Here is a 25,802-nt window from a genome sequence, read left to right on the forward strand (position 1 = left end):
GGCACTCCTGACAGTTGAGTCGGGCGCTCGAGGGCGAGCGACACGAGCCTACCGGGCAGCGCTCCACCGCAGTTCACCGGCCGTGAAAGCATCGCCCGACACGCATCTTAACCGCCCGCCCGCCCGCCCAAGATCCACGAACTCAAAGGATGGGCGGCGGCACGTAGGCGGCCGCCGCGGGGTGGCGCCCCAAGACCTCGTCGACCTGCGCGGTGACGGCCTTGACCTGGGCAGATGCCGCGCCGACGAACTCCGAAGGGGAGGCGACGAGCGCCTGGACATCCCCCTCGGTAAGGCGCAGCCGCGAGTCACCCGCGAGCCGGGACAGCAGATCGTTGTCCGAAATGCCCTTTTCGCGCATGGCGAGGGCCACCGCGACGGCATGCTCCTTGATGGCTTCGTGAGCATCCTCACGGCCGACCCCGCGGCCGACGGCGGCGACGAGCACCCGGGTCGTGGCCAGGAACGGCAGGTACCTGTCCAGTTCGCGGGCGACCACTGCGGGATACGCCCCGAATTCATCAAGTACCGTCAAGAATGTCGCAAAAAGCCCGTCGACCGCGAAGAACGCATCCGGTAGCGCGACCCGCCGCACGACCGAGCAGGACACGTCGCCCTCGTTCCACTGGTCGCCGGCCAGCTCGCCGACCATCGACAGGTACCCCCGCACGATCACCGCCAGCCCGTTCACCCGCTCGCAGGACCGGGTGTTCATCTTGTGCGGCATCGCCGAGGAGCCGACCTGCCCGGCCTTGAAACCCTCGGTGACAAGCTCGTAACCGGCCATCAGGCGGATCGTCGTGGCCAGGCTCGACGGGCCGGCGACGGCCTGGGCCAGGGCCGACACCACGTCCAGGTCGAGCGAGCGCGGGTACACCTGGCCGACGCTCGTCAGCACGTTGCGAAACCCGAGGTGCTCGGCGACCCGGCGCTCCAGCTGGGCGACCTTGTCCGCGTCGCCGCCGAAGAGGTCGAGCTGGTCGGCGGCGGTGCCGACGGGCCCCTTGATGCCACGCAGCGGATAGCGCTCGAGCAGATTCTCGATCCGGTGGTACGCGATCAGCAGCTCCTCGGCCGCGGAGGCGAACCGCTTGCCGAGCGTCGTGGCCTGGGCCGGGACGTTGTGCGAGCGGCCGACCATCACCAGCTCGTCGTACTGCTTCGCCCGCGCCGCCAGCCGGGCGAGCGCGGCCACCATCCGGTCCCGCACGAGCTCCAGCGAGCGGCGGATCTGCAGCTGCTCGACGTTCTCGGTCAGGTCGCGCGAGGTCATCCCCTTGTGGATGTGCTCGTGCCCGGCCAGCTCGGAGAACTCCTCGATGCGGGCCTTCACGTCGTGGCGGGTGACCCGCTCCCGCTCGGCGATCGAGGGGAGGTCGACGGAGTCGAGGACCCGCTCGTACGCCTCGACGACGCCGTCGGGCACCGCGACCCCGAGATCGCGCTGCCCCTTGAGCACGGCGAGCCAGAGCCGGCGCTCGAGCCGCACCTTCTCCTCGGGCGACCAGATGTCGACGAGTTCGGGTGAGGCGTAGCGGGCGGCGAGCACGTCAGGAATCCGAGCCTTGGTCACGCCGCCCATTCTGCCTAAGACCTCGGCCGGGCTAAGTGCGCGGTGGGTGATCTCGCTCGGGCAGTCCGTACTGCAGCGCCACGCGGTCGAGGTACACGAGCTGCCCGGCGACCCCGATGATCAGGAACAGCAGCAGCATCGGCAGCGAGAGCAGCCGGCTGTAGGGCATTTCCCGGGCCGGCCCGTACTGCGTCAGCGTGTTGAAGATCGCAAAGAACCCGTTCGGCTGCTTGCCGGTGCCGCTGACGTACGGCCACAGCGCGTCCTGGGCGAGCACCAGCCAGGTGGCGAAGTAGGACAGGCCGAGCGCCGGCAGTCCGGGCCAGATCACCGACCACCACGACGCCGGGCGCCCCTCCTGCAGCAGCACCTCCCGGCGCAGCGCCTGCCCGCGGAACAGCATCGCCAGCAGGATGAGCACCGGGATCGTCACCCGCGAGGGCGGGACGAGCGCCGAGAACTCGCCGATCCGGTCGGCCGTGCGCCCCGCGGCGTATTCCCGCAGCACGAGCGGCCCGACCCCGACGAAAAGGAACAGGCCGAACGGCAGGAGGAGCAGCTCACTGTACTTCCCCAGGGGCCGCAGTCCGCTGATGCCGAACGCGGCCAGGGCGGCCACCGTGACCCCGACGAGCGCCGCGATGAGCGACGGGATCCAGGTGTTGACGAACGTCGCCGGGAGCCGGTCGCTGTCGCCGGTGATGTGGCTCAGCCAGGGCCACAGCCCGACGATCGTGACGATCAGCACGATCAGCAGCAGTGCGCCCAGCGGACCCCAGGCCCAGACCTTGCCCGGCCGGGAGTCGGAGGTGAGCTGAAACCGCAGGTTCGTCACGATGATCAAGCTGGTCGCGGCCAGCCCGAGCAGCAGCAGCGGGACCAGCAGCACCGAGGCGACGGCGCTGGCCAGCCCGAAGTCGGCGTAGACGAACCCGCTCTGGATCAGCTCCACCACCGGCGTGACGTGCCGCTCTTCCCGCGGCACGTTCTGGAAGATCTGCGTGAACGTGAACTCCTGGAGGGTCAGGGCGATCACGGTCAGCACGGCCAGCAGCCCGCCGAGGATCACGCCGGGCCAGGGGCTGCGGCCGCTGCGGAACGCGGCCAGGTAGAGCAGCACGGCCGACGCCGTGACGACGCCGAACGTGCCGAGCCAGAACGCGGAGAGCTGCGAGTGCCCGTCGACGAAGTGGGCGACGGCGATCCCGAGCGGCGCGAACGCGGCCAGCGGGATCGTCAGCAGGCCGCGGGTGACCCAGCGGCCGGGGCGGCCCGCGGCGTCGGCCGCCCAGGCCAGGGCCGGGGCGACGATGAGGACCACGACGAGCGGCAGGAGCGCCAGCAGCAGGCTCCAGCCGATCGCGCCGCCGAGGCCCTTGTCGAAGGCGGCGCGGTAGTTGTCCCAGCCGGCGGAGCCGTCGGTCCCGCCGTCGGTCAGGAAGCGGACGCCCCTGAGCTTGTTGAAGGAGCTTCGGAAGGTCCAGAAGACCGGCTCGACGTAGGAGGTGATGAGCAGCACCAGTGCGGGGAGCACCAGTACGAGGCCGACGACCACCTGCCAGGCGGGTCGGGGTGTGGCCGGGCGCAGCATCGTGGGCTGGACGGTCATGCCGACACCCTATGGGCCCGGTGCGATTTCAGCGCGACAGGATTGCCGTCACGCCCTGCCCGCCGGCGGCGCAGATCGAGATGAGCCCGCGGCCCGAGCCCTTCTCGGCGAGGAGCTTGGCCAGGGTGGCCACGATCCGGCCGCCGGTCGCCGCGAAGGGGTGCCCGGCCGCCAGGGACGAGCCGTTGACGTTCAGCTTGGCCCGGTCGATCGGCCCCAGCGTCGGCTCCAGGGCCTTCAGGGTGGCCAGCACCTGCGACGCGAACGCCTCGTGGATCTCGTAGTAGTCGAAGTCGGCCAGCTTCAGGCCGGCCCGCTCGAGCATCCGCGGCAGCGCGTACACCGGGGCCATGAGCAGGCCGTCGGCCCCACCGACGAAGTCGACGGCGGCCGTCTCGGCGGTCTCGAAGTATGCCAGGACCGGCAGCTTCTTCCGCGCGGCCCACTCCTCGGACGCCAGCAGCACCACCGCCGCGCCGTCCGTCAAGGGAGTCGAGTTGCCGGCCGTCATCGTCGCGCCAGGGCCGCGGCCGTAGACCGGCTTGAGCGCGGCCAGCCTCTCCAGGGAGGTGTCCGGGCGCAGGTTCTGGTCGCGGGCCAGCCCTAGATATGGCGTGACCAGGTCGTCGAAGAACCCGCGCTCGTAGGCCGCGGCCAGGTTGCGGTGCGAGGCCAGCGCCAGCTCGTCCTGCTCGGCCCGGCCGATCTCGAACTCGGCCGCGGTCCGCGCGGCGTGCTCGCCCATCGACAGCCCGGTGCGCGGCTCGGCGTTGCGCGGGATGTCCGGCCGCAGCTGGCCCGGGCGAAACCTGCTCACCGCACGCAGCCGGGCGCCGAGGGAGCGGGCCCGGTTGAGCTCCATCATGATCCGCCGGGCGTCCTCGTTGACCCCCAGCGGCGCGTCGGAGGTGGTGTCGACGCCCCCGGCGATCCCGGCCTCGATCTGGCCCAGCGCGATCTTGTTGGCCACCAGCGTCACCGCCTCCAGCCCGGTGCCACACGCCTGCTGCACGTCGTACGCGGGTGTCCGCGGGTCCAGCCGCGACCCCAGCACCGACTCGCGGGTCAGGTTGAAGTCGCGGCTGTGCTTGAGCACCGCCCCGGCCGCGACCTCGCCGAGCCGCTCCCCGGCCAGGCCGCAGCGGGACACAAGTCCATCTATGGCGGCGGTCAGCATGTCCTGGTTTGATGCAGTGGCGTATGCGCTGCCCGAGCGGGCGAAGGGGATGCGGTTGCCGGCGACGATCGCGACCTTCACGGGAGTCTCCTTCTCCACGGGCGGGGCGTTCTGGCGCTACCCTACTCGTGAGTAGGTTAGCGCGCGGAAGTGTGACTGGGGAGGCACCGCAATGACCGATCGCTACGCGACGTTCGCCCACTCGGGCGCCGGGAGGTTCCTGGTCAAACGCCTCGGCCTGCCCGACCCGCCGAAACTGCGCCGATACGGGCCCGGCAACGAGTTCGGCCCCGTCACGCTGGGTGGCTCCGGCCGGCTGGCCGAGCCGACCCGGCACATCCTCGACAAGCTGCCCACCGCCGGCGAGGGCACCTCCGCGGTGGTGTTCGACGCGAGCGGGATCGCGGACAGCGCGGGCCTCGGCGCGCTCTACGACTTCTTCCACCCGGTGATCCGCTCGGTGCGCCCGTCCGGCCGGGTGATCGTGCTGGGCGCCCCGCCCGAGCTGTGCACCAGCGCCCGGGAGGCGACGGCGCAGCGGGCCCTGGAGGGGTTCGTCCGCTCGCTCGGCAAGGAGATCGGCCGCGGCTCGACGGCCCAGCTCGTCTACGTCGCCCCGGGCGCGGAGGAGGCCACCGAGTCGACGCTGCGGTTCCTGCTCTCGGGGCGCTCGGCGTACGTCTCCGGGCAGGTCATCCGCATCGGCCCGGCCGCCGTCGACGTCCCCGACGACTGGGACCGGCCGCTCGTCGGCAAGACCGCGATCGTCACCGGGGCGGCCCGCGGGATCGGTGCGGCCATCGCCGGGGTGCTGACCCGCGAGGGCGCGCACGTGGTCTGCCTGGATGTACCGGCGGCGGGTGAGGACCTCTCCCGGGTCGCCAACGAGAACAAGGGCACCGCGCTGCAGCTGGACCTGACCGCCGAGGACGCACCGCGCCGGCTGGCCGACTTCATCGCGACCCGGCACGTGCACGCCGACGTGTTCGTGCACAACGCCGGCATCACCCGCGACAAGACGCTCGGCAAGATGAGCGCCGAGCAGTGGGCGTCGGTCATCGACGTCAACCTCGCGAGCCAGGAGCGCATCAACGACGTACTGCTGGCCGAGCGGCTCCTGGGTGACAACGGCCGGATCGTCGCCGTCTCCTCGGTCTCGGGCATCGCCGGTAACCGCGGGCAGACCAACTACGCCACCTCCAAGGCGGGCGTCATCGGCCTCGTCCAGGCCACGGCGGGCGCGGTCGCCGAGCACGGGCTCACGATCAACGCGGTCGCGCCGGGCTTCATCGAGACGAAGATGACCGCGGCGATGCCGATGTTCCTGCGCGAGAGCGGCCGCCGGCTCAACAGCCTGGCCCAGGGCGGCCTGCCGGTCGACGTGGCCGAGACCATCGCCTGGCTGGCCAGCCCCGCATCGGGTGGCGTGAACGGCAACGTCGTGCGCGTGTGCGGGCAGAGCCTGCTGGGAGCCTGAGGTGGAGCTCCAAAGACCCCCGAAGCTGCTTCCCCTGTACCGCGCGGCGCTGCTCCGGCGACCCAACGGCACGGTGCTGCCGGAGCGGGAGCTGCGCCTGGCGAACGTCTCCGTGGACGTCGCGCACCTCGCCGAGTACGACCGAGTGTGCGGTTTCCGCCTGCGCGACGAGCTGCCGGCGACGTATCCGCACGTGCTGGCGTTCCCGATGGCGCTGTCCCTGATGACGGCGGCGGACTTCCCGTTTCCGGCGATGGGAATCGTGCACGTCGCCAACGAGATCCGGGTCCTGCGGCCGCTGCGCTCCTCGGATTCGTTTGCGTTGTCGGTCCGCGCCGAGGACCTGCGCCCCCATGAACGTGGGCGGCAGTTCGACATGGTCGCGACCGCGTCGATCGCCGATGAGCCCGTCTGGATCGGGCGGTCGACGTATCTCAAGCGCGATGGCGGGCCGCACACCGCGCGCGAGAAGTCGGATGGCCCGGACTCGCCCCGATCAACGGCGATCTGGGGGGTACGGCGGCGGACCGGGCCCGACTACGCCAGGGTGTCCGGCGACCGCAATCCGATCCACATCAGCCGGCTGGCGGCCCGGGCGTTCGGCTTCAAGCGCACCATCGCGCACGGCATGTGGACGAAGGCCCGCTGCCTGGCCGCTCTGGAGGGCCGGCTACCCGAGCGCTTCACGGTGTCCGTGCAGTTCAAGCGCCCGATTCTGCTGCCCGCGACGGTGGCGTTCGCGAACGGCGGCGCTCGGTTCGCCGTCCACGATGGGGTGACAGGAGCACCGCACCTGACCGGCACGATCGTTGACCACGACTGTGCAGACCCTGACGAGGGCGCCCGCTGAGCCCATGACGGCGGCGCCCAAGGGTGCCGTCGCCGTTCGGTTCGCGGGCCCGGCCCTGCTGCTGGCCACGGTGTTCGCGGTGCTGTGGTTCTATCGCGTGCCACCGGCGACGACGGCCCTGTTCGTCACGTATCTCGCGCTCGGCGTCACGCTGCCGGGAACGCTCTGGTGGCGGCTCGGCCGCGGCCGCCGCGAGTGGCTCGTCGCCGATCTGGCGGCCGGGCTCGTGGTCGGGTACATCGGCGAGGTCTTCTGCTATGTCGTCGCCCGGCTGCTCGGCGCGCCGCTGCTGGTGCTGGTGTTCCCGCTGGCCACTGTCGCCGTGTTCGCCCTGGTCCCGCGGTGGCGGTCGTACTTCCGCGCGGCCCCCGATCCGGATCGCCCGTCGGTGCCGGCGCAGTTGGCTCTCACCGCACTGGCCGGGCTGACGCTCGTGTGGAGCGTCAAGTTCTTCCGGGTCTACGGGCTGCGGTATCCGGCGAACGCCTCCCCCGACACCGACAGCCCGTTCCACCTCGCGCTGCTGGGCGAGGCGAAGCACCACATGCCGATGACGATCCCGTGGATTCAGGGCGAGCCGCTGCTGTACCACTGGTTCGTCTACCCGGAGATGGCGGCGACGAGCTGGGTCACCGGCATCGAGCCGAACGTCCTGCTGCTGCGCCTTTCCATGCTGCCGATGCTGATGGGCTTCACGGTCCTCGTCGCGCTGCTCGGCCGCCGCGTCATCGGCGCCTGGTGGCCCGGCGTCGCCGCGAGCGCCGTGACATTGCTGGTGCTCGCCCCGAACCCGTACCAGTGGCAGCTCAACGCGTTCTACCGCGATCTCGCGTTCTCCGGCTTCGACGACGGCGCCTACTTGCGGCAGACGGCGTGGACCGGCCCGACCCAGACCTTCGGCGCGCTGTTGTTCGTGCCGGTGATGCTCGTGCTCGTCGACCTGCTGCGCGGCTCACGGCGGCAGTGGGCGCTGTTCGCGGTCCTGCTGGCCGGCGTCACCGGCGGCAAGGCGACATACCTGCCGCTGCTCGCCGCCGGACTGGGCCTGCTCATCGTCGTCCGCCGTCTCCACCGGGTGGCGCTCATCGCCCTGGGCGCGACGGTCGTGGCCTTTCTCACCGGCATGCTGCTGCTGTTCGGGGCCAGCAGCCAGGGCACCCGGCTGGCCCCGCTGACGGATGTCGCCACGGGCGGGATCGGCGTCACGACCGGGTTCAGCGCGGGCCGGGAGCCGTGGAAGCTGCTGGTGCTCGCCCTGCTGACGGTGCTCTGCTGGGCCGCGATGTGGGCCGGCATCGCGCTGCTGCGCCGCCCCTCACCCGAGCTCGTGGTGATGCTCGGCATCGGCATCGCGGGCGCGGCGGCGACGATGCTACTGGGCCAGGACGGCGACAGCCAGCGCTATTTCCTGGAGTCGGCGCGGCCGTATCTGTGCGTCGCCGCCGTCGCCGGGCTGGCTCGACTGGGTGGCCGGACCCTTATCGCGTGGGCGGTCGTCGGGGTCGTGGCGATTCAGGGAGTACAAACGCTGGGTCGAAATGCCATCCCCAAGCACGCGTCGGTCCTCGATCTCGCCGCTCCCTACGCTTTGCTGCTGTTGGTTCTCGGTTCTTGCTGGCTGATCGGCAAGTATGCGGGCTCGAAATATCCGCCGCTCCGCAACAAATATTTCGGACATATCATGATTTTTGGGTTGCTGCTGGGATTCGGGGTGAATACCAGCGTGCAGCACTTTCTCCTGATCGCCTCGGAGTCGCGGCAGAGTGGGTTCCGCGACGTCGTACGGAGCCCGCGCTACGTCAGCGCGGGCACCCTCGAGGCCGGGCACTGGCTGCGCGATCACTCGTCGCCTGACGACCTCGTCGCCACCAACGCGCACTGCCTGATGTTCCAGGGCGAGTGCAGCAACCTGCACTTCTCGATGACCGCGTACTCCGAGCGGCGGATGCTCGTCGAGGGCTGGGGCTTCGCCACGACCGCCCACGAGGAGGCGGCCCGGCTCGGGACGTGGGTCGGCGCGGTGCCGTACTGGAAGCCGGCGGTGCTGGCCGACAACGACGCCGTCTTCGCCGCACCGACCCCGGCAAACGTGGACGTTCTTCGCAATCGCTACCGAGTCCGGTGGCTGTTCGTTGATGAAACGCAGAGCAGCGTTTCGCCACGTCTCGCGGATTTTGCGGAGTTTCGCTACCGGTCCGGCGTCTGTGTGGTGTACGAGCTGCCCCGTCCCTGACGTTAGGTAGGCGCCCGCCAGTGAAAGCCACGAAGCAACTCGCCGTCCCGTTCAACAAGGGCTTCCTGACCGGAGCCGAGACCGGGTACATGCAACAGGCGATGGCCAACGGCCCGATGACCGGCGACGGCCCCTACACCAAGCGCGCCAACCAGCTGCTGAACCAGATCATCGGCTCACGCCACGCGCTGCTGACGACGTCCTGCACGCACGCCCTCGACATGACCGCGCTGCTGCTGGAGCTCGAGCCGGGCGACGAGGTGATCCTCCCGTCGTTCACGTTCTGCTCCACCGCCAACGCCTATGCCCTCCGCGGCGCCGTCCCCGTCTTCGTCGACTGCCGCCCCGACACCCTCAACATCGACGAGCGCCTGATCGAGGCGGCCATCACCGATCGCACCCGCGCGATAGTGGTCGTCCACTACGCCGGCGTCGCGGTCGAGATGGACGCCATCATGGCCCTGGCGCGGCGCCATGACCTGGTCGTCATCGAGGACAACGCGCACGGCCTGGGCGGCACCTACCGCGGCCGCAGCCTGGGCTCGATCGGCGCGCTGGCCACCCAGAGCTTCCACGAGACCAAGAACGTCCACTGCGGCGAGGGCGGCGCCCTGATCCTCAACGACGACCGCTTCTACGACCGCGCCGAGATCATCCGCGAGAAGGGCACCAACCGCGGCCAGTTCTTCCGCGGCATGGTCGACAAGTATCGCTGGATGGACCTGGGCAGCTCCTACCTGCCGTCGGACCTGCTCGCCGCATTCCTGACCGCCCAGCTGGAGGCCTTCCCGGAGATCCAGCGCCGCCGCCAGCACGTCTGGAACAGCTACCACAACCGCCTGGCCACGTGGGCCGTCGAGCACGGCGTCATCCAGCCCACGGTGCCGCAGGACCGGACACACCCCGCGCATCTGTACTTCCTGTTGTTGCCGGACCTGGAGAGCCGCTCGGCGATGCTGTCCCATCTGCTCGAGCACGGCGTGCTTGGCACCTTCCACTACCAGCCCCTGCACCTGGCGCCCGCGGGCCAGAAGTACGGCCGGACCGCCGGCTGCCCGGTCACCGAGGACGTAGCCGACCGCCTGCTGCGCCTGCCGCTGTACGCCGGCATGGACGACACCGACATCGACCTGGTCATCTCCGCTGTCGAGTCGTACCGCCCGATCCACCGCTCCAGGCCGACGGTCCCCTGCGCAAAGTGACGACAGCTGTCGAACGGGTCCTGGCCGACCGCCGCGTACGCTACGTGGCGGTCGGCGCCGTCTCCTCAGCGGTGTACTACGCCCTCTTCACCGCCATCTACCTCACGACCCGCGAGCACCTGCACTACCTGGCCATCCCGGTGCTGGCCAACCTGGGCTGCGCTTTCGCGACGTACCCTCTCCAGCGCCGCTGGGTCTTCCAGTCCAAGGGCCCGGTGGTGGCCGGCTTCCTGAAGTTCTACGCGATATGCCTGTGGGCCCTGGTCTTCACCTACGTGGGCCTCCCCCTCCTGGTCGAGCTGGCCCACGTCCCGGTCCTGCCGGCCCAGGCCATCCTCATCGTCACCGCCCCCCTGATCAACTACCAGCTCAGCAAGTGGTGGGCCTTCCGCCGCTGACCGTGCGTCTCACGTTCAGCGTGGGCGGCCGACGGGAGCGCGGCCGGAGGAGCGGCGGGTCAGGAGGAGTGGCGGTCGCGGGGGCGGGTCCAGGCTTGGGGAGCCGTCCAGTGGCGGAGCATGGCGGCCACCCGGAAGGTGAAGACGAAGACGGCGGCTACCGGGGCGGCCACTGCCATCGGTAACTCCAAGCGGTCGGCGGCGGCCAGTGCGGCGGTGCCCACCATCGCTGGGATCGAGTACAGGTCGGTGTCCTTCTGCATCAGGATGGGCGTGTCGCGGGCGATGATGTCGCGCAGCAGGCCGCCGCCCACCGCCGTCGTCACGCCCAGCAGGGCGGCCTGGACCGAGCCCAGGCCGAAGTCGAGGGCCTTCAGGGTGCCCGTCACGCAGAAGAGGCCCAGGCCGGCGGCGTCGAACAGCAGCATGGTGAAGTTGAGCCGGGCCACGACCGGGTGGGCGAAGAACGCGACAGTGGCCGCGCCCAACGGGACAAGCAGGTATGTGGTCTGGCGGAAGGCGGCCGGCGGGTTGTCACCGATGATGAGGTCGCGCAGCACCCCGCCACCGAGCGCGGTCACCTCGGCCAGGACAAGGATGCCGACGGCGTCGAAGCCCTTCTGGATGGCCGTCAGCGCCCCCGAAATCGCGAACACGAAGATGCCGACGTGCTCCAGGACGACAAGCGCGGTGTGACTCGACATCGCACAAGTGTCAGGCGTCGCAGTACACGGCGATCAAGGTCCTGGCCCGGTCCGCCTCCAGGGGGACATATGCCGCGCTCACCACCTCCCCGAAGTGGCTTCCCATGCAGTAGTCGCCGGCGTAGGCGACGGTTTCGCCGCCGATCACCGCGCCCGCCGGGTTGCGATAGACGAGCGTCACCGATCCCGATGACAGGCCGCGGCAGGGCCCGGAGCCCATGTTGGCCGGCAGCCGGAACTCGGCGTTGCGCGCCCGGTCGTCAGGGTGGTCGGTCTCCGCCACGGTGTCGTAGTGGATGAACAGCCGGTTGTCCGGCTCGCTGTCCACCCAGTGCGTCGTGCCCAGCTCGACGGACACGCGGGCGACCGCCGGCGCCACCTCGGCCGGCAGGTCGATCGACGCGCCCACCGGTAATCGCGAGCCCGGCAGCACGACTGGGAGCGTCTGCGCCGGCAGCGCCAGGACCGCAAGACCGGCGGCATCGAGCAGGCGCAGCGTGACGGTCGTGCGGTAGGCCGCCCGGGAGGAGGGGTTGGCAACGATCGCGCCGAGGCTGAACGACCACTTGTCGACCCGGCTGAAGCCCAGCTCGGCCGCCGTCAGACCGTCGCCCACGGGCAGAGCCGGTCCGACGCGGGCGGGGCGTGCGGCCGGTCGGCAGTCAGGGGGCGGCAAGGGGCGAGGAGCGGCAGCACAGGCGGAGCCGGAGACCAGGGCCAGCACGAGCACCGCAAAGCCTTGCCGCATCACGAAATTCAGCCTCGTCGCCGCCGGGGCGAGCCGCAAGCAGCAGTCCGAGCCTGTGGATAACTACCCCTCGCTCTTGAGGAAGTGCTCCCGCACGACGTACGTCGGCCGGCCCATCCCGTGGGCGTGCACGCGGCCCAGGTACTCACCCAGCACCCCGATCCCGATCATCTGCGCCGAGGAGAAGATGGTCACCAGCGAGGCCAGGGTCGTGAAGCCGGCCACCTTCGTGTCGCCCGTGAAGTACAGCCACACCAGCCGCAGCGTGAGCAGGACGCCGCACACCCCGATCAGGAAGCCCAGGTAGGTGACGAGCCGCAGCGGCTTGGTGGAGTAGCCGAGGATCATGTTGATCGCGTGCTTCATCAGGGATTTGAACGTGAACCCGGAGCGGCCCTCGCAGCGCTGGTCCATCCGGACGACCACCGAGCCCACCCGGGTCGTGGTCCAGGACAGGACGATGTCCACCGACACGTGCGGGCCGCTCACCTGGTCGAAGCCGGCCCGCAGGAAGGTGCGGAAGATGCGCAGCGCGCCCAGGACGTCGGCGTTGGGAATGCCCATGGTGCGGCCCATGACCAGGCTCTTCGCGCCCCACGACGTGAAGTTGCGCAGGGGGCTGTGCTCCTCGGTCTCCGAGACCGCGTAGACCACGTCCAGGTCGTCGGTGAGCGCCGCCGCCAGCTTCGGCAGCTCCTCCGGCGGGTGCTGCAGGTCGTCGTCCATCGTGATGATCCGCTCGCACGAGGCGGCGCGGATGCCGGCGATCAGGGCGTTGTGCTGGCCGTAGTTGCGGGCCATCCGGATCGCCTGGACGTGGGGGTTGTCGATGGCGAGCGCGCGGGCCGCGTCCCACGTGGAGTCGGTGCTGTCGACGACCAGAATGATCTCGTGGACCGGGTCGATCTCGGGGAGCACCGCGTTGAGCCGCTCCACCAGGCGGGGCAGGATGCCCGCCGAGCGGTAGCAGGGAACGACAACGGAGACGGACACGCGAGACTCCAAAACTACGCAGCGATCGTGATGATCCGGGTGAACTCGTGCAGCAGGTCCAGGCCGTCCCAGACGCCCGCGAAGGTCAGTGCGTGGCCGAGGGGCACGATGCGGTCAAGGCCGCGGCCGGCGACGAGCGTGACGAAGTCGTCGAGCTCGGCCCGGGTGAAGCCGAACTGGGCGAGCGTCTGGTCCTTGCGCTGGATGGCCGGGGCCAGCTCGGCCAGCGAGCCGACGGCGACGTGGCAGACGGTGCCGGCGCCGAGCCAGCCGCGCTGGAGCCGGCCCAGGCCGGCCAGGTCGACCTCGGCCAGGGCATTGCCGGCGAACGAGATGCGAGTGGCGGCGCCGGTGGCGGCCAGGCCGTAGGTGGCCACGTACTTCTCGACAGCCATGGCCGGGTCGACCGCCCAGCCGCGCAGGGAGATCTCCTCGGCCAGCAGGCCCGTGAACTCGGCCCGGCAGTCGGCGACCGCGGCGGCCTCCCCGACCCAGCACAGGTTTCGCGGCGACGAGCAGGCGGCCTGGTCGAACCAGAAGAGGTCGTTGGCGAACCCGGCCACCGCGGCCCGGCGCTCCTTCGCACCGGCCGCGCGCCAGCCCGCGACCGAGATGGCGGCGAGCGAACTGCGGTCGGGGAACGCCAGCTCGCGGGCGAGCGGCCGGATCGGGTGGCGGCGCAGCGCGGCCACCGACGCGTCCCCGCCCCAGAGCACCCGCAGGTCACAGGCGGCGCTGAGGGCGGCGGTCAGGGCGTCGTCGCGCTCGTACGTCACCATCCGCTGCGTCTGCGCGATGGCCGGGTCGGCGTCGGCGAGCACGTCGTTGAGCGCGTCGAGCACCGCCGACGCCGCGCCCGCCGAGCGGCCGGAGATCCGGACCACGTTGTGGTTCCCGGCGAGCGCCGAGAGGGCCCAGCTGTACACGAAGATGGTGTCCACGTTCGCCGGCGGGAAGTGCAGCACGAGGCCACGGGGCGCTCGGCGCTGCCCGCCCGCCCCGTCGCCGAGCCGGGCCACGGCCCGGGCCAGCTCCCCCTTGCGCAGGAAGAAGCCGAGGGAGCCCAGCTCCGGATGCCGGCGAGCGAGGTCCGGCCGCAGCAGACGCCGGGAGAACGCCGTCAGGAAGTCCCGCACCCGCTCGTCCCCGACAACCAGCCGGCCACCGGGCGGCGCGGCCGTCACCTCGGCGAGCAGGGAGTCCAGATCAACAGATGCCGAAAAATGCGGAAATTTTACTTGAAATGCCGCCGTCATACCGAGGCCCCCACAAACGTGTCGCTGCAGCCCCGGGCCTCGGCCCGCGGCAGCCGCCCGAGAATCGAGAACCGCTTCCCCGGCCAGGCCCCGTCGTCCACGCCGTGGACGACGCCCAGGTCCTCGGTCAGCAGCACGTGCCCGGGGTACGACTCGGGCAGCGTGGAAAGCACCTCGACCAGGCCGGGCCGCCCGGGTGGCAGGGGCTCCCACGTCGACGGGTCACGGATCACGATGTCCGCGAAGTCGGGGCAGTACAGCGAGTCCCCGTCCGGGCCCTCGAGGTACACGACCCCGATCTGCTCCACCATGCCGTAGAAGTTGTGGATGCGCGTGAGCCCGGTGTCCGCCCGGAACGCGCGGCGAAACTCCGCGTTGCCCACCCGGCGGTCGGCGAGCTTCTTCCAGCCGCCCGAGTGGACCAGGATGCCGTTGGACAGGTCCAGCGCGGCGTGCTTCGCGAGCTCGTAGAGGTACGACCACACCATGAACGTGAAGCCGAAGACCAGGAAGGGCCGGTCGCCGTACGCGGCCAGGAAGCCGCGGACCGCCTCCACGTCGGGCCGCCCGTCGTCGTCGAGGGCCCAGACGTGGTCCCGCCCGAAGGTCGCCATGCCCAGCACGCCGGCGCCGCGGGCACTGAACGAGCGGCGGTCCTTGATGACCGACTTCGTGTCGACGACGAGCATCGGCAGCCGGCGCGGGCCGAGGACGGCCTGGAGGGTCTCGCCGAGCATCCGGGTCTGCGCGGCCGCCGCCGCCTTGTCCAGGTAGATGCGGCTCACGTCGCCGGTGGTGCCGCTGGAGGTGAGGACCTTGAAGACCTCGTCGTCGGGGATGCTCTTGAGCGTCTGGGTCTTGAACAGCCGGACCGGCAGCCACGGCAGCTCTGCGGTGTCGCGGTAGGCGCGGCCGGGCGCGTGGCCGGTGGCGGCGAGAATGTTCGCGTACTCGCGGCTGCGGTCCCGGTGCCGCTCGGTCAGCTCGATGAGCCGGGGCAGCAGCCGGGCCTCGCGCTCGGGGCCCGACAGCGTGAAGACAGTCATCGCAACGCCTCCAGGGCGCGGTAGTCGACCTTGCCGTTGCTCAGCAGCGGGAACGCCTCGATCGAGCGCACGTCGAACCCCGACCAGTGCAGCTTGAGCCGGTCGGCCAGCGACCGCCGGAACATGAACGGCTCGCCCTGCGCGACGAAGACCACGACGCCGTCGTCGCACGACACGGCCGCCGCCGGCACCGGCAGCATCCGCTCGATGTCGTCCAGGTTGAGCCGCACCCCGAAGACCTTGGCGAAGCGCTTGATCCGGCCCTCCAGGAACAGGTACCCGTCCCCGTCCAGTCGGCCCAGGTCGCCGGTGACGAGCAGGCCGCCGGCGACGTCGCCGTGCGCGAGATCGGCGGCCGTCTCGGCGTAGCCGAGCATGACGTTGGGTCCGCGGTAGAGCACCTCGCCGGAGACGTCGGGCGCGGTCGTCTCCGTGCCGTCGGCGAGCCGGATGCTCAGCCGCCCGCCGGGCACCGCCGGACCGACCGACCCCAGCTTCTCGCCGAGCCGCCCGGCCGGGAGGGTGGTGAGCCGCGGCGCCGCCTCGGTCTGGCCGTACATGACGAACAGCCGGCCGCCGACCGCCGCCATCCGCTCGTGGAAGTCGCGGACGAGCTCGGGGCGCAGCCGCCCGCCGGCCTGGGTCAGGGTGCGCAGCGCCGGATAGCGGGCCGGGTCGAAGCGAAGACGGACGAGCATCTCGTACTGCGAAGGCACGAGCGCCAGCGAGGAGACCCCGAACTCGTCGACGGCGGGCCAGAACCCGCGCCCCAGCAGTCCTTCGGCCTCGACGACGAACGCGGCCCCGGCGGCGAGATGGGTGTTGAGCACCGACATGCCGTAGCTGTAGTAGAACGGCAGGGTGCTGATCGCCACCTCGGCGGCGGTGATGCCGAGCGCCTCGATTATCGAGTCGGTGTTGGACAGCACCGCCCGGCGGGACAGCCGGACGAACTTCGGGTCGCCGGTCGAGCCGGAGGTGGCCAGCAGCACGGCCAGGTCGGGATGCGGCGCGGTCTCCGGCGCCGTCTCGCGCACCCAGGCGTCGCCCGCCAGCTGATACCGCTTGGGCAGCTCCTGCGGGACGGGCCCGAACACGGCGGACGGCTCGAACCGCTCGACGAACTCCAGCAGCGTCTCGTCGGTGAGCCCGGGGTCGAGCAGCGCGACGGGCCGCCCGGTCTCGAACGCTGTCACGTAGTGGACCACCGACTCGACGCACGTCGGCATGCGCAGGAACACCACGCCCGGCGGGACGTCGGCGAACAGGGCGGGCCGGACCAGGTCGCGCACGACCTCCCCGCTCGCCGCATCGATGACCCGGGCGTTCGGGTGCAGTAACTCGGTCATACAACAACCCCGCCGTCGACGCCGATCACCTGGCCAGTGACGAACCGGGCCCCCGGCGAGAGCAGGAACGCGACAACGTCGGCCACCTCCTCCGGGCGGCCCAGGCGGCGCAGCGGGGTCGCGGCGATCCGCTCGGCCCGGCCGGCCTCGTCAAGCGTGGCGAGCATGTCGGTCTCGACGAACCCGGGCGCGACCGCGTTGACCCGGATGCCCGCCGGGCCGAGCTCCTTGGCCGCCGCGCGCGCCAGCCCGGCGACGGCCGCCTTCGAGGCGCCGTAGACGGCCTGCCCGGCGGCGCCCGAGGTGCCCATGACCGAGGCGACGAGCACAACGGCGGGTGTCGTACTCCGGCGAAGCAGCTTCACGGCCGCCTGCAGGGTGTGCGCGGCGCCGGCCGCGTTGACCGCGAACAGCCGGTCGACCGCCTCGGCGCTCATCATCCCGAGCAGGCCGGACTCGTGGACGCCGGCGTTGACGACGAGCGCGTCGAGGCGCCGGTGCCGCTCGAACACGGCCCGCACGATGGCGGCCACGTCCTCGGGCCGGCTCACGTCGCCGTGGACCAGCAGGTGGTCACCGGGGATGGCCTCGGCGGCGGCCTTCGCGGAGCCCTCCTCGCGGCCGTGCAGGACGAGCTCGTAGCCGTCGGCGGCGAGGGCGGCCGCGATCGCCCGCCCGATGCCGCGCGACGAGCCGGTGACGAGCGCGACCCGCGGGGACTCAGTGGGCGAGCGCAACGTCGTGCTTCCCCAGGATCTCGACGGCCTTGTCGAACGAGCTCAGGTCGATCACCTCGTCGGTGTCGATCATGACGTCGAACGCGTCCTCGATCTCGGCGACCAGCTGCAGGTGGGCCAGGGAGTCCCACTGCTCGATGCCGCGGTACTCCAGCCGGTCGACGTCCAGGTCCTCCGGCAGTCCCAGCGCCGTACGGAACGCGGCGCGGAGGCGGTCGAGGTTGCTCATCGGCGGTCCTATCGTTGTACGGGGCGAACACTGGGTTCAACGACCTAGGAGGTCCCGGGGTGCTACGCGAGGCGCGCGAGTCCGACGTGGAGATCATTCGCACCTGGCGCAACCACCCGAAAACCCGCGGCGCCAGCATTCACACCGCGTTCATCACGCCGGAGGGCCACGCCCGGTGGTGGGCAAACGTCAAGTCCGATCCGGCCCGGCGGGTGCTGATCTTCAACTACCGCGGCAACGACTGCGGCGTGGTGACGTTCAACGACCACGATCCTTCGGCGGGTACCGCGGAATGGGGCTTCTTCCTCGACGTCGACGGTCTGGAGGCCCGGGGCGAGCTCCTTCCGGCCTGGATGGAGCTGGAAAAGGCGGCCGTCTCCTACGCCTTCGAGGACATGGGCCTGCGGGCGTTCGGCGGGCGCACCCTGGCCTGGAACAAGCCGGTCATCGCACTGCACAAACGCTTCGGCTTCACCGAGGTACCTTCACGGCGCTACACCACGCAGATCGACGGCACCGACCAGCTCGTGGTCTGGACGGAAAAGTCGCGTACAACCTGAGCACCGCACCGACCCGTCTGAGGGGAGTCGATTTCTCAGGACGGAGGGACGCGGATGGGCGACGACGACTACGTCGAGTACGTCACGGCGCGACTGCCGGCACTGCACCGCCTCGCGTACGCGCTCACCGGCGACCCCCACCGCGCCGACGACCTCGTGCAACAGACGATCACCACGCTCTACGTGAAGTGGGCGAAGGTCCGGCGGGTGGAGCACCCGGACCGGTACGTCCGCAGCATGCTCGTCAACACGTTCGTCGACGAGCGACGCCTGGCCTGGTCGCGGGTCCGGCTGTTCGCCCAGCCGCCCGAGCGCCCCGCGCCGGACGACTATCGCGCGGAGCGCACGGCGGTGCGCCAGGCGCTGGCCCGGGTGCCGCGCCGCCAGCAGGCCGTGCTCGTCCTGCGGTTCTTCTACGACCTGCCCGTCGCCGAGGTGGCGGAGATCCTCGGCGTCACGCCCGGCACGGTGAAGAGCCAGACCGCCCACGGCCTGACGGCGCTGCGCAAGCTGCTCGGCGAGCAGTCCGTGACCGCCCTGACCAAGGAGCGCTGACATGGTGGACCTCAACGAGAACAATGCCGGCGACGTGTTCCGCGCCGGCCTGAGCGCCGACTCCCCCCGCCCGCCCCGCGTCAACATCGCGGAGGCGATGCGGGCCGGCCGCCGGGTGCGCACCGTCCGGCGGGCCTCGGTCGCCGGCGGGGTCGGCCTGGCGGTGCTGGTGGCGATAGCGGTCCCGGCCGCCCTGGCCGCGAACCGCAACAGCGCCACCCCGCCGCCGGGCGGGGCCACCCCGTCCGCGTCGGCCACCGGCACCCGGCCGTCGCGGGCCGCCCTGCCGCCGCTGGCCCCGCCCACCTCCTGCACCGCCGAGAACGTGCCCGCCCCGAGCGGCGCGAGCACCTGGTCGGTGACCGCGGCCTCGCCCGACGGCAAGATCATTTATGGCCAGTACATCCACGGCCGCGACTCGCGGGTGTGGCGGGTCCCGAAGCTCACCGCCCCGATCCCACCCGATGACCAGTACGTCTCCGGGGTCAACAACGACGGGCTGGCGGTCGGCTTTGGCAACATCGACGTCCAGGTGACCGCCTGGACGCTGCGCGGCAACCAGGTGACGCCGCTGCCCGGGGGTGTCATGGCCTACGCCACCGGCGTCAACGCGGCCGGCCAGGTGATCGGGAGCCGGGGGTCGACCGGGCCCGGCGGGCACCCGATCGTGTGGCGCGACACCGCCGCCGCCCCGGCCGACCTTCCCCTGCCGGAGGGCGCCTACGGCGGCGAGGCGCTGGCCATCGCCGACGACGGCACAGTGGTCGGCGCCGTCACCGTCGGCCTGCGGGAGTACCCCTACGCCTGGGGCCCCGACAACACCGGGCGCCCGCTGGCCATCCCGCCGGGCGTGTCGACGTCACCGAACGCCGGCACCGAGCCCGGCCCGCTGACGCTGGCCCGGCAGGTCAGTGGCCCGTGGGCGACGGGCGTCGCCGGGCTGCACCTGTCCCCGCAGCCGGTGCGCTGGAATCTCGACACCGGCGTCGCCGAGGTCATCCCCGGCCTGCAGGGCAAGGCCGTCGCAGGCAACGGGCGGGGCTGGGTGGCCGGCGTCCAGGCCGGCGGCAAGGGTGTCCTGCTCGCCGGCGATCAGCGCGTGGTCCTCGGCGCCGGCGATGCACCGGTGACGGTGAGCGAGGACGGCCGCACCATCGCGGTCAACCACGCCACCGGCCAGTCCACCACCAGCGCCAAGATCTACCACTGCACCTAGGATGCCTTGCCGACCTGATCCAGCAGCCAGGCGGAGACGAACGCCTCCTCGCGCCAGGCGTCATAGCGTCCGCTCGGCCCGCCGTGCCCGGCGCCCATCTCCGTCTTCAGCAGCACCTTCGTCGACGGGGAGACGGCCCGGAGGCGAGCCACCCACTTCGCGGGCTCGTGGAACAGGACCCGGGTGTCGTTCAGGCTCGTCACGGCCAGGATCGGCGGGTACTGCACCGCGCGCACGTTCTCGTAGGGCGTATACGACTTCATGTACGCGTACACCTCGGGATCGGCCAATGGGTTGCCCCACTCCTCCCATTCCGTCACCGTCAGCGGGAGTGACGGGTCGAGGATGGTGTTGAGCGCGTCCACGAACGGGACCTGGGCCACGATGCCGCCGAACGCCTCGGGGGCCAGGTTGGCCACCGCGCCCATGAGCAGGCCGCCGGCCGAGCCGCCGCGGGCGACCAGGCGGTCCGAAGCGGTCCAGCCGGCCTTCACGAGGTGCTGGGCGCAGGCGATGAAGTCGGTGAACGTGTTCTTCTTCGCCAGCAGCTTGCCCTCGTCGTACCAGCGCCGGCCCATCTCGCCGCCGCCGCGGATGTGGGCGATGGCGAAGATGACGCCGCGGTCGAGCAGGGAGAGGCGCGGGATCGAGAACCACGGGTCCATCGAGGACTCGTAGGAGCCGTAGCCGTAGAGGGTGGCCGGGGCGGAGCCGTCGCGCGGGGTGTCCTTGCGGGCCACGATCGAGATCGGCACCCGGGTGCCGTCGTCGGCGATGGCCCACTCGCGGTGCTGCTCGTAGCGGGAAGGGTCGAAGTCGCCGAGCACCGGCTTCTGCTTGCGCAGGGTCAGCTCGCCGCTGTCCAGGTTGCAGTCGTACACCGAGTCCGGGGTCACCATCGAGACGTAGTGCAGGCGGAAGGACGTGGTGTCGTACTCCAGGTTGGCCTCCGGGCCGACCGAGTACAGCGGCTCGGGGAAGGCGATGTCGTAGGGCGCCGAGCCCTGCAGCGGCACCACCCGGATGCCGGTCAGCCCGTCGCGGCGCAGCGAGACGACCAGGTGGCCGCTGAACGCGTCGACCTGCAGCAGCCGGGTGCCCGGCTCGTGCTCGATGAGCGTCGTCCAGCTGCCGGGGGTGTCCACCGACGTGTAGGAGAGCGCGAAGTCCTCGGCACCGTCGTTGTGCAGGATCAGGAACCGGTGCCCGTGGTGCTCGACGGAGTATTCGACGCCCTGGCGCCGCGGCGCGATCGAGCGCGGCTCGGTCAGCGGGGCGTCGGCCGGGATGACGAGCACCTCGCTCGTCACCTTACTGTTCACGTCGATCAGCAGGAAGCGCTCCGATCGCGTGAGCTCGATGCTCACCCAGAACCGCTCGTCGGGCTCTTCAAAGACGATTGCGTCGTCAGTACTGCCGGAGCCCAGCGAATGCCGCAGCACGCGATACGGCCGCCAGGCTTCGTCGACCCGGGTGTAGAAGAGCGTCGAGCCGTCGGCCGCCCAGGCCGAGCCGTAGAACACGTCCTCGATGACGTCCGGGAGGTCCTCGCCGGTGCGCAGGTCCTTGATCCGCAGCGTGAAGCGCTCGTCGCCGGAGAAGTCGGCGCTGTAGGCGAGCAGGTTGCCGTCGACGCTGACGTCGAACGTGCCGAGCGCGAAGAAGTCCGAGTCGCCGGCCAGCGCGTTGCCGTCGAGCAGGATCTCCTCGCCGGGCAGCGGGGTGCCGTCGCCGATCTCGGGGGGAGCGGTGCGCCCGTCGGCGGCGCGGACCCGGCAGTGAATGCCGTACTGGCGGCCCTCTTCGGTGCGGGTGTAGTACCAGAAACCGCCCTTGCGCGTCGGGACCGAGAGGTCGGTCTCCTTCGTGCGGGCCTTGACCTCGTTGAACAGCGTCTCCCGCAGCGACGCCAGGTGCGCCGTGGCCGCGGTCGTGAAGGCGTTCTCGGCCTCCAGGTAGGCCACCGTGTCGGGGTCTTCGCGATCCTGGAGCCAGAAGTACTCGTCGGCCACGGTGTCGCCGTGGTGGACCCGGTCGTGCGGGACCCGCTTCGCTACGGGTGGCTGCTCGCTCGTCACGCGACTCAACTCTACTTCCCCCGGCCCCAAATTACCCGTTCTCGAAAAGACGCAACCAGGCGCGTCATTTGGAGGTCTGTCCATGCAGAGAGAGCGACGCCGGTACCGTCATGGTCTCGTAGTTCGGGCGAGACCACGGAGGGATGCCGGTGCGGCGTCGTGGGGTGTTGCACATCGGGGTGACCGGGCTGGCAGCAATGCTGGTCCAGGCGTGCTCCGAGGGGTCGTCGACGACACCACCTGCGGGGAGTGGGTCCGCGGCGGGGGGTTCAGCCTCGCCGAGCACCGAACCGCAGGCGGCGTCGACGTTCGACCCCTCGGGGTACGTCCCGCCGCCCGTCGCGCTCGCGGAGCTCAAGAAGCTCTACAACTACGACAAGGGCTCGACGCTCAACGCCCAGCTCACCGACAAGCGCACCGGTGACGGCGTCATCCTCGAGGACATCACCTACTCCGACACGCGCGGCAACGACGAGATCCCGGCGTACGTCGTCAGCGCCGACATCCCCGGCGACACCCTGCGGATGCCGGCGATCGTCCTCGGGACGGGCCCCGACGGCGACCGGGACAAGCTGCTGGCCGAGGCCACGGCGATCGCCAAGATGAAGGCGCTCGTCATGGTGCCCAGCCTGCCGATCAAGCCGACCGGCGACCCGGTGGCCGACGCCAAGGTCATGGCGAACGCCGTGGTCGCCCAGCGCCGGGCGTTCGACCTGCTCATCCGGCGCAGCGACGCCGACGGGTCCCGGGTCGGCTACGCCGGGCACCACTCCGGCGCGGCGCTCGGTGCGGTCCTGCTCGGGCTCGAGTCGCGGATCACCGGGGCGGTGCTCGCGAGCGGGACCGGGCGGTTCTCGCGGTGGATGGTCAAGCAGAAGGTGCCGGCGGACTGGCACGCGTACCTCGACTCGCTGTCCCGCTTCGACGCCGGCCCCTACGTCGCCGCCTCCGGCAAGCGCTCGGTGCTGCTCCAGTTCGGCCAGCAGGACACCATCGTGCCCGAGGTCGAGCGGGCCGAGCTGGTGGCGGCGGTCGCGGGCGCGAAGCAGCGCAAGGACTACCCGACGGGGCACGACCTCGCGTCGTTCGCCGCCGCCACCGCCGATCGGGCGGCCTTCCTGAAGCAGGTCCTGCGGCTGTCGTAGGAGCGACCCGGCTCCTGGCCGGGGACAGGGCTTGCGGCCGGAGCGCCGACGCCATAGGCTTTCGAACGTACGTTCGAGTGCCGGTTGGTGCATCATGTGCACCTGACCGGGGCTCGACTCTATTCGAGCGTGTCATTGGGAAAGCCTGGATCATGTCGTCCTCTTCCAGGCTGCCGCGAAACCCAGCGACCGGTCTTCCCCACGTCCACAGTGGCCGCGGTGGGTGCTTACGCGCCGGCCGGTGAGCAGGGAAGCGGGATCAGCGGTGACGGTGATCGAGGCGTTGACCGAGGCGTGCGGCCCGGACCACGCATGGGAGGCGGGCCCGGCGGACACCGTCGACGGCGTCCCGGTCGGATGGGTGGCCGAGCCGGCCGACGCTGAGGGTGTGGCCGCAGTCCTGCGCTTCACGGCGACCGAGGGCCTCTCCGTCCTCGCCACCGGCGCCGGCACCAAGCTCGACTGGGGTGTCCCGCCCACCCACGCCGACGTCCTGCTCGACGTGGGCCGCCTGACCGGTGTGCTGGCCCTCGACCCGGCCGGCCACACCGCCACCATCGCCGCCGGCACCCCACTGCGGGCCCTGCGCGCCGCGCTGCTGAGGGAGCGCCGCCGCCTCCCGCTCGACGTGGGCTCCCCCGCCGCGACCCTGGGCGGCGTCCTGGCCACCAACGAGGCCGGCCCTCTCCGCCACCGCTTCGGCACCCCCCGCGACCTGGTGACGGCGGTGCAGGTGGCGCTGGACGAGGGCAGCCTGGCCCGCTCGGTGGACGGCTTCGACCTGCCCCGCCAGGTCTGCGGCTCCTACGGCACCCTGGGCGTCGTCACCGAGGCCACGGTCCGCATCGAGCCGATCCCGGCGAGCCGGGCCTGGGTGATCCGCCCGGTCTCGACCCCGCGCGAGGTCCAGCAGCTGACCGAGGCCCTTGTCGCCTCCCCGCTCGACCCGGCCGCCATCGAGGCCGACCTGCCCGGCAGCACCGCCACCAGCGCCCGCCCGGCCGAGCTGGCCGCGCTGTTCGAGGGCGACGAGGCCTACGTGACCCACCGCGCCGAGTCCGCCGCCAAGCTCCTGGGCGGCGGCGCGACAGTCGAGCCCCTCCCGCCCGCCTGGTGGGGCCGCTACCCGTTCGGCACCGACGACGTGGCGCTGAAGATCTGGGGCCGCCCGACCGAGCTCTTCGCCGTCGTCTACGCCCTGCGCGACGCAGCGGGGGCACCGGTGCCGGTCCGGGGCTCGGTCGGCCTGGGCGTGGCCCACGTGGCGCTGCCCGACACCACCACCCCCGACCGCCTGGACGGCATGCTCACCGCCGCCCGCACGGTGCTGATGGCCCGGGGCGGCGGGGGCTGCACGCTGCTACGCGCCCCGCTCGACCTGCGCGAACTGGTGGAGACCCACGGCCCCGAACCACTGCCCTCAAGCACGGCCCGCCTGAAGCTGACCCTCGACCCCGAGGACCGCCTGGCCCCGGGCCGCCTGCCCGAGCCCTGACCGGCAGGCGAGTTATCCACAGCCCTGTGGATACCAGGCTGTGGATAACTCACCCACGCGGGAGTAGCCATGGGGTTAATCCCCCATATCGGACTCACTCCGCGGCAACGATTCGGCGCGCTGCGCGTGACTGTGCGGATCCACACAGGCACTACACACAGGCTGTGGATAACTTTTCGCCGTGAACGCCGGACGTGCGGATCGGTCAGGCGAAGAGGGTGGCGGCCAGCTCAGGGGCAATGTTGCCGCCACTGATCACCGCGACCGTCCGCCCGGCCGGCAGTTCATCGCGCCGATGCAGGACCGCGGCGGTGGCAACGGCGCCGCTCGGCTCGACGACCAGCCGGGCCTTGCGGGCCAGCGTGCGGACCGTGTCGAGGATCTCCTCCTCGCTGACGGTCACGATCGCGTCCAGGTATGACGACAGGTGCGCCAGCGTCAGCTCGGACAGCGGCGTGCGCAGGCCGTCGGCGACGGTGCTCAGCATGCGGGCCTCGGGCCATACGCGGACCATGCCCGCGGCCAGGCTCTCGGCGGCGTCGGCGGCCACGGCCGGCTCCACGCCGATGACCGCCACGTGCGGGGCCAGGGACTTGACGGCTGTCGCGACGCCCGAGGAGAGGCCACCGCCGCCGACCGGCACCACGACGACGTCGACGCTCGAGAGGTCCTCGAAGATCTCCAGGCCCACGGTGCCCTGACCGGCGATGATGTCCGGGTGGTCGTACGGCGGGATGAGCGTCAGCCCGCGCTCCTCGACCAGCTGCCGGGCCCGTACCTCCCGCTGCGACTGCGGCACCAGGATGACCTCGGCGCCGTAGCCGCGGGTCGCCTCGATCTTCAACGGGGTGGAGACGTCGGGCATGACGACCGTGACCGGCACGCCGAGCGCCCGGCCCGCATAGGCAAGCGCCTGGCCGTGGTTGCCGGAGGAGTGGGTGACCACCCCGGTGCGGCGGTGTTCGATGTCGAGGCGGTGCAGCGCGTTGGTGGCGCCGCGGAGCTTGAACGCGCCGATGGGCTGGAGGCTCTCGGGTTTGAGCCACAGCTCCTCGGCCCAGGGGCTGGGTAGCAGCGGGGTGCGCACCACGAGCCCGGAGATCCGCGCGGCGGCGTCGCGGATGTCCTCCAGGTGAACGAGGTTTTGCTGGGTGGCGGTCACGGGGCCATCG

At 71.3% G+C, this 25,802-nt stretch carries 23 protein-coding genes; 10 read left to right on the top strand and 13 right to left on the bottom strand.

What is annotated here, in order from left to right; translation table 11 throughout:
• Positions 1-142: 142 nt before the first annotated feature.
• Genes purB through Dvina_RS52400 form a run of 3 tightly spaced genes read right to left on the bottom strand, consistent with a single transcriptional unit; the run spans position 143 to position 4,440 of the window.
• The gene (purB, locus tag Dvina_RS52390) at positions 143-1,573 is read right to left on the bottom strand and encodes an adenylosuccinate lyase (RefSeq protein WP_246655884.1); all 1,431 of its coding nucleotides are present in this window, start codon (positions 1,571-1,573) and stop codon (positions 143-145) included.
• 31 nt (positions 1,574-1,604) lie between these two features.
• Positions 1,605-3,182: a hypothetical protein gene (locus tag Dvina_RS52395; protein ID WP_223099816.1), complete on the bottom strand. Its 1,578-nt coding sequence runs from the start codon at positions 3,180-3,182 to the stop codon at positions 1,605-1,607.
• 28 nt (positions 3,183-3,210) lie between these two features.
• Positions 3,211-4,440, bottom strand: coding sequence for an acetyl-CoA C-acetyltransferase (locus tag Dvina_RS52400; protein WP_223099819.1), 1,230 nt, complete (start codon positions 4,438-4,440; stop codon positions 3,211-3,213).
• Between the two features lie 91 nt (positions 4,441-4,531).
• Between Dvina_RS52400 and Dvina_RS52405 the strand changes: the two genes are divergently transcribed.
• From Dvina_RS52405 to Dvina_RS52425, 5 genes are read left to right on the top strand one after another with little or no spacing between them, the layout of a single operon-like run.
• Positions 4,532-5,836: a 3-oxoacyl-ACP reductase gene (locus Dvina_RS52405; RefSeq protein ID WP_223099821.1), complete on the top strand. Its 1,305-nt coding sequence runs from the start codon at positions 4,532-4,534 to the stop codon at positions 5,834-5,836.
• 1 nt (position 5,837) lies between these two features.
• Positions 5,838-6,686, top strand: a complete 849-nt coding sequence (locus Dvina_RS52410; RefSeq protein WP_223099823.1) for a MaoC family dehydratase — start codon at positions 5,838-5,840, stop codon at positions 6,684-6,686.
• Positions 6,687-6,690: 4 nt separating this feature from the next.
• On the top strand, positions 6,691-8,919 hold the full coding sequence (locus tag Dvina_RS52415) for a hypothetical protein (RefSeq protein WP_223099825.1): 2,229 nt from the start codon (positions 6,691-6,693) through the stop codon (positions 8,917-8,919).
• A gap of 20 nt (positions 8,920-8,939) precedes the next feature.
• Positions 8,940-10,121, top strand: a complete 1,182-nt coding sequence (gene rffA / locus Dvina_RS52420; protein ID WP_223099830.1) for a dTDP-4-amino-4,6-dideoxygalactose transaminase — start codon at positions 8,940-8,942, stop codon at positions 10,119-10,121.
• On the top strand, positions 10,118-10,519 hold the full coding sequence (locus tag Dvina_RS52425; RefSeq protein ID WP_223099832.1) for a GtrA family protein: 402 nt from the start codon (positions 10,118-10,120) through the stop codon (positions 10,517-10,519). Before rffA ends, Dvina_RS52425 begins: the two co-directional genes overlap by 4 nt.
• Positions 10,520-10,578: 59 nt before the next feature.
• Here the strand turns inward: Dvina_RS52425 and Dvina_RS52430 are convergent, their stop codons facing one another.
• The 8 genes from Dvina_RS52430 to Dvina_RS52465 form a co-directional block, all read right to left on the bottom strand.
• The gene (locus tag Dvina_RS52430) at positions 10,579-11,223 is read right to left on the bottom strand and encodes a trimeric intracellular cation channel family protein (protein ID WP_223099834.1); all 645 of its coding nucleotides are present in this window, start codon (positions 11,221-11,223) and stop codon (positions 10,579-10,581) included.
• 10 nt (positions 11,224-11,233) lie between these two features.
• A complete protein-coding gene (locus Dvina_RS52435) occupies positions 11,234-11,839 on the bottom strand; it encodes a hypothetical protein (RefSeq protein ID WP_223099836.1) in 606 nt (201 codons plus the stop codon).
• A 195-nt stretch (positions 11,840-12,034) separates the two neighbouring features.
• Positions 12,035-12,964: a glycosyltransferase family 2 protein gene (locus tag Dvina_RS52440; protein ID WP_223099838.1), complete on the bottom strand. Its 930-nt coding sequence runs from the start codon at positions 12,962-12,964 to the stop codon at positions 12,035-12,037.
• Positions 12,965-12,978: 14 nt separating this feature from the next.
• Positions 12,979-14,220, bottom strand: coding sequence for an acyl-CoA reductase (locus tag Dvina_RS52445; protein WP_223099840.1), 1,242 nt, complete (start codon positions 14,218-14,220; stop codon positions 12,979-12,981).
• Positions 14,217-15,266: a LuxE/PaaK family acyltransferase gene (locus Dvina_RS52450; RefSeq protein ID WP_223099842.1), complete on the bottom strand. Its 1,050-nt coding sequence runs from the start codon at positions 15,264-15,266 to the stop codon at positions 14,217-14,219. Before Dvina_RS52450 ends, Dvina_RS52445 begins: the two co-directional genes overlap by 4 nt.
• Entirely contained in the window at positions 15,263-16,615 is a 1,353-nt protein-coding gene (locus Dvina_RS52455; RefSeq protein ID WP_223099844.1) for an AMP-binding protein, read from the bottom strand. The genes Dvina_RS52450 and Dvina_RS52455 overlap by 4 nt, the downstream gene beginning before the upstream one ends.
• Positions 16,612-17,352: an SDR family NAD(P)-dependent oxidoreductase gene (locus Dvina_RS52460; protein ID WP_223099846.1), complete on the bottom strand. Its 741-nt coding sequence runs from the start codon at positions 17,350-17,352 to the stop codon at positions 16,612-16,614. The genes Dvina_RS52455 and Dvina_RS52460 overlap by 4 nt, the downstream gene beginning before the upstream one ends.
• A complete protein-coding gene (locus Dvina_RS52465; RefSeq protein WP_223099848.1) occupies positions 17,336-17,581 on the bottom strand; it encodes an acyl carrier protein in 246 nt (81 codons plus the stop codon). The genes Dvina_RS52460 and Dvina_RS52465 overlap by 17 nt, the downstream gene beginning before the upstream one ends.
• A gap of 59 nt (positions 17,582-17,640) precedes the next feature.
• On the opposite strand from Dvina_RS52465, the gene Dvina_RS52470 reads away from it, so the two are divergent.
• The 3 genes from Dvina_RS52470 to Dvina_RS52480 are packed head-to-tail and all read left to right on the top strand — an operon-like array spanning position 17,641 to position 19,912.
• Entirely contained in the window at positions 17,641-18,141 is a 501-nt protein-coding gene (locus Dvina_RS52470) for a GNAT family N-acetyltransferase (RefSeq protein ID WP_223099850.1), read from the top strand.
• A 54-nt stretch (positions 18,142-18,195) separates the two neighbouring features.
• Positions 18,196-18,696 carry a SigE family RNA polymerase sigma factor gene (locus tag Dvina_RS52475; RefSeq protein WP_223099852.1) on the top strand — a complete coding sequence of 167 codons (501 nt, stop codon included), beginning with the start codon at positions 18,196-18,198 and terminating at the stop codon, positions 18,694-18,696.
• Between the two features lies 1 nt (position 18,697).
• Positions 18,698-19,912 (top strand): hypothetical protein, encoded by a 1,215-nt coding sequence (locus Dvina_RS52480; protein WP_223099854.1) that lies wholly within the window; start codon positions 18,698-18,700, stop codon positions 19,910-19,912.
• On the opposite strand, the gene Dvina_RS52485 is transcribed toward Dvina_RS52480, so the two are convergent.
• Complete coding sequence (locus Dvina_RS52485; RefSeq protein ID WP_223099856.1) at positions 19,909-21,990, bottom strand: S9 family peptidase; 2,082 nt, start codon at positions 21,988-21,990, stop codon at positions 19,909-19,911. The two genes, Dvina_RS52480 and Dvina_RS52485, sit on opposite strands and share 4 nt — an antisense overlap.
• 149 nt (positions 21,991-22,139) lie before the next feature.
• Between Dvina_RS52485 and Dvina_RS52490 the strand changes: the two genes are divergently transcribed.
• Complete coding sequence (locus Dvina_RS52490; protein WP_223099858.1) at positions 22,140-23,135, top strand: dienelactone hydrolase family protein; 996 nt, start codon at positions 22,140-22,142, stop codon at positions 23,133-23,135.
• A 241-nt stretch (positions 23,136-23,376) separates the two neighbouring features.
• Positions 23,377-24,630, top strand: coding sequence for an FAD-binding oxidoreductase (locus tag Dvina_RS52495; protein WP_223099860.1), 1,254 nt, complete (start codon positions 23,377-23,379; stop codon positions 24,628-24,630).
• 205 nt (positions 24,631-24,835) lie between these two features.
• On the opposite strand, the gene Dvina_RS52500 is transcribed toward Dvina_RS52495, so the two are convergent.
• Entirely contained in the window at positions 24,836-25,792 is a 957-nt protein-coding gene (locus tag Dvina_RS52500; RefSeq protein ID WP_223099862.1) for a threonine ammonia-lyase, read from the bottom strand.
• Positions 25,793-25,802 lie beyond the last annotated feature (10 nt).

It is taken from the genome of Dactylosporangium vinaceum (assembly GCF_019904175.1).
GTDB classification, from domain to species: domain Bacteria; phylum Actinomycetota; class Actinomycetes; order Mycobacteriales; family Micromonosporaceae; genus Dactylosporangium; species Dactylosporangium vinaceum.

Coding starts and splice junctions, on each gene's coding strand:
- Dvina_RS52475 (WP_223099852.1), top strand. CDS start 18,196: ATGGGCGACGACGACTACGTCGAGTACGTCACGGCGCGACTGCCGGCA.
- Dvina_RS52445 (WP_223099840.1), bottom strand. CDS start 14,220: ATGACGGCGGCATTTCAAGTAAAATTTCCGCATTTTTCGGCATCTGTT.
- Dvina_RS52430 (WP_223099834.1), bottom strand. CDS start 11,223: ATGTCGAGTCACACCGCGCTTGTCGTCCTGGAGCACGTCGGCATCTTC.
- Dvina_RS52405 (WP_223099821.1), top strand. CDS start 4,532: ATGACCGATCGCTACGCGACGTTCGCCCACTCGGGCGCCGGGAGGTTC.
- Dvina_RS52450 (WP_223099842.1), bottom strand. CDS start 15,266: ATGACTGTCTTCACGCTGTCGGGCCCCGAGCGCGAGGCCCGGCTGCTG.
- Dvina_RS52480 (WP_223099854.1), top strand. CDS start 18,698: ATGGTGGACCTCAACGAGAACAATGCCGGCGACGTGTTCCGCGCCGGC.
- Dvina_RS52465 (WP_223099848.1), bottom strand. CDS start 17,581: ATGAGCAACCTCGACCGCCTCCGCGCCGCGTTCCGTACGGCGCTGGGA.
- Dvina_RS52415 (WP_223099825.1), top strand. CDS start 6,691: ATGACGGCGGCGCCCAAGGGTGCCGTCGCCGTTCGGTTCGCGGGCCCG.
- Dvina_RS52455 (WP_223099844.1), bottom strand. CDS start 16,615: ATGACCGAGTTACTGCACCCGAACGCCCGGGTCATCGATGCGGCGAGC.
- Dvina_RS52395 (WP_223099816.1), bottom strand. CDS start 3,182: ATGACCGTCCAGCCCACGATGCTGCGCCCGGCCACACCCCGACCCGCC.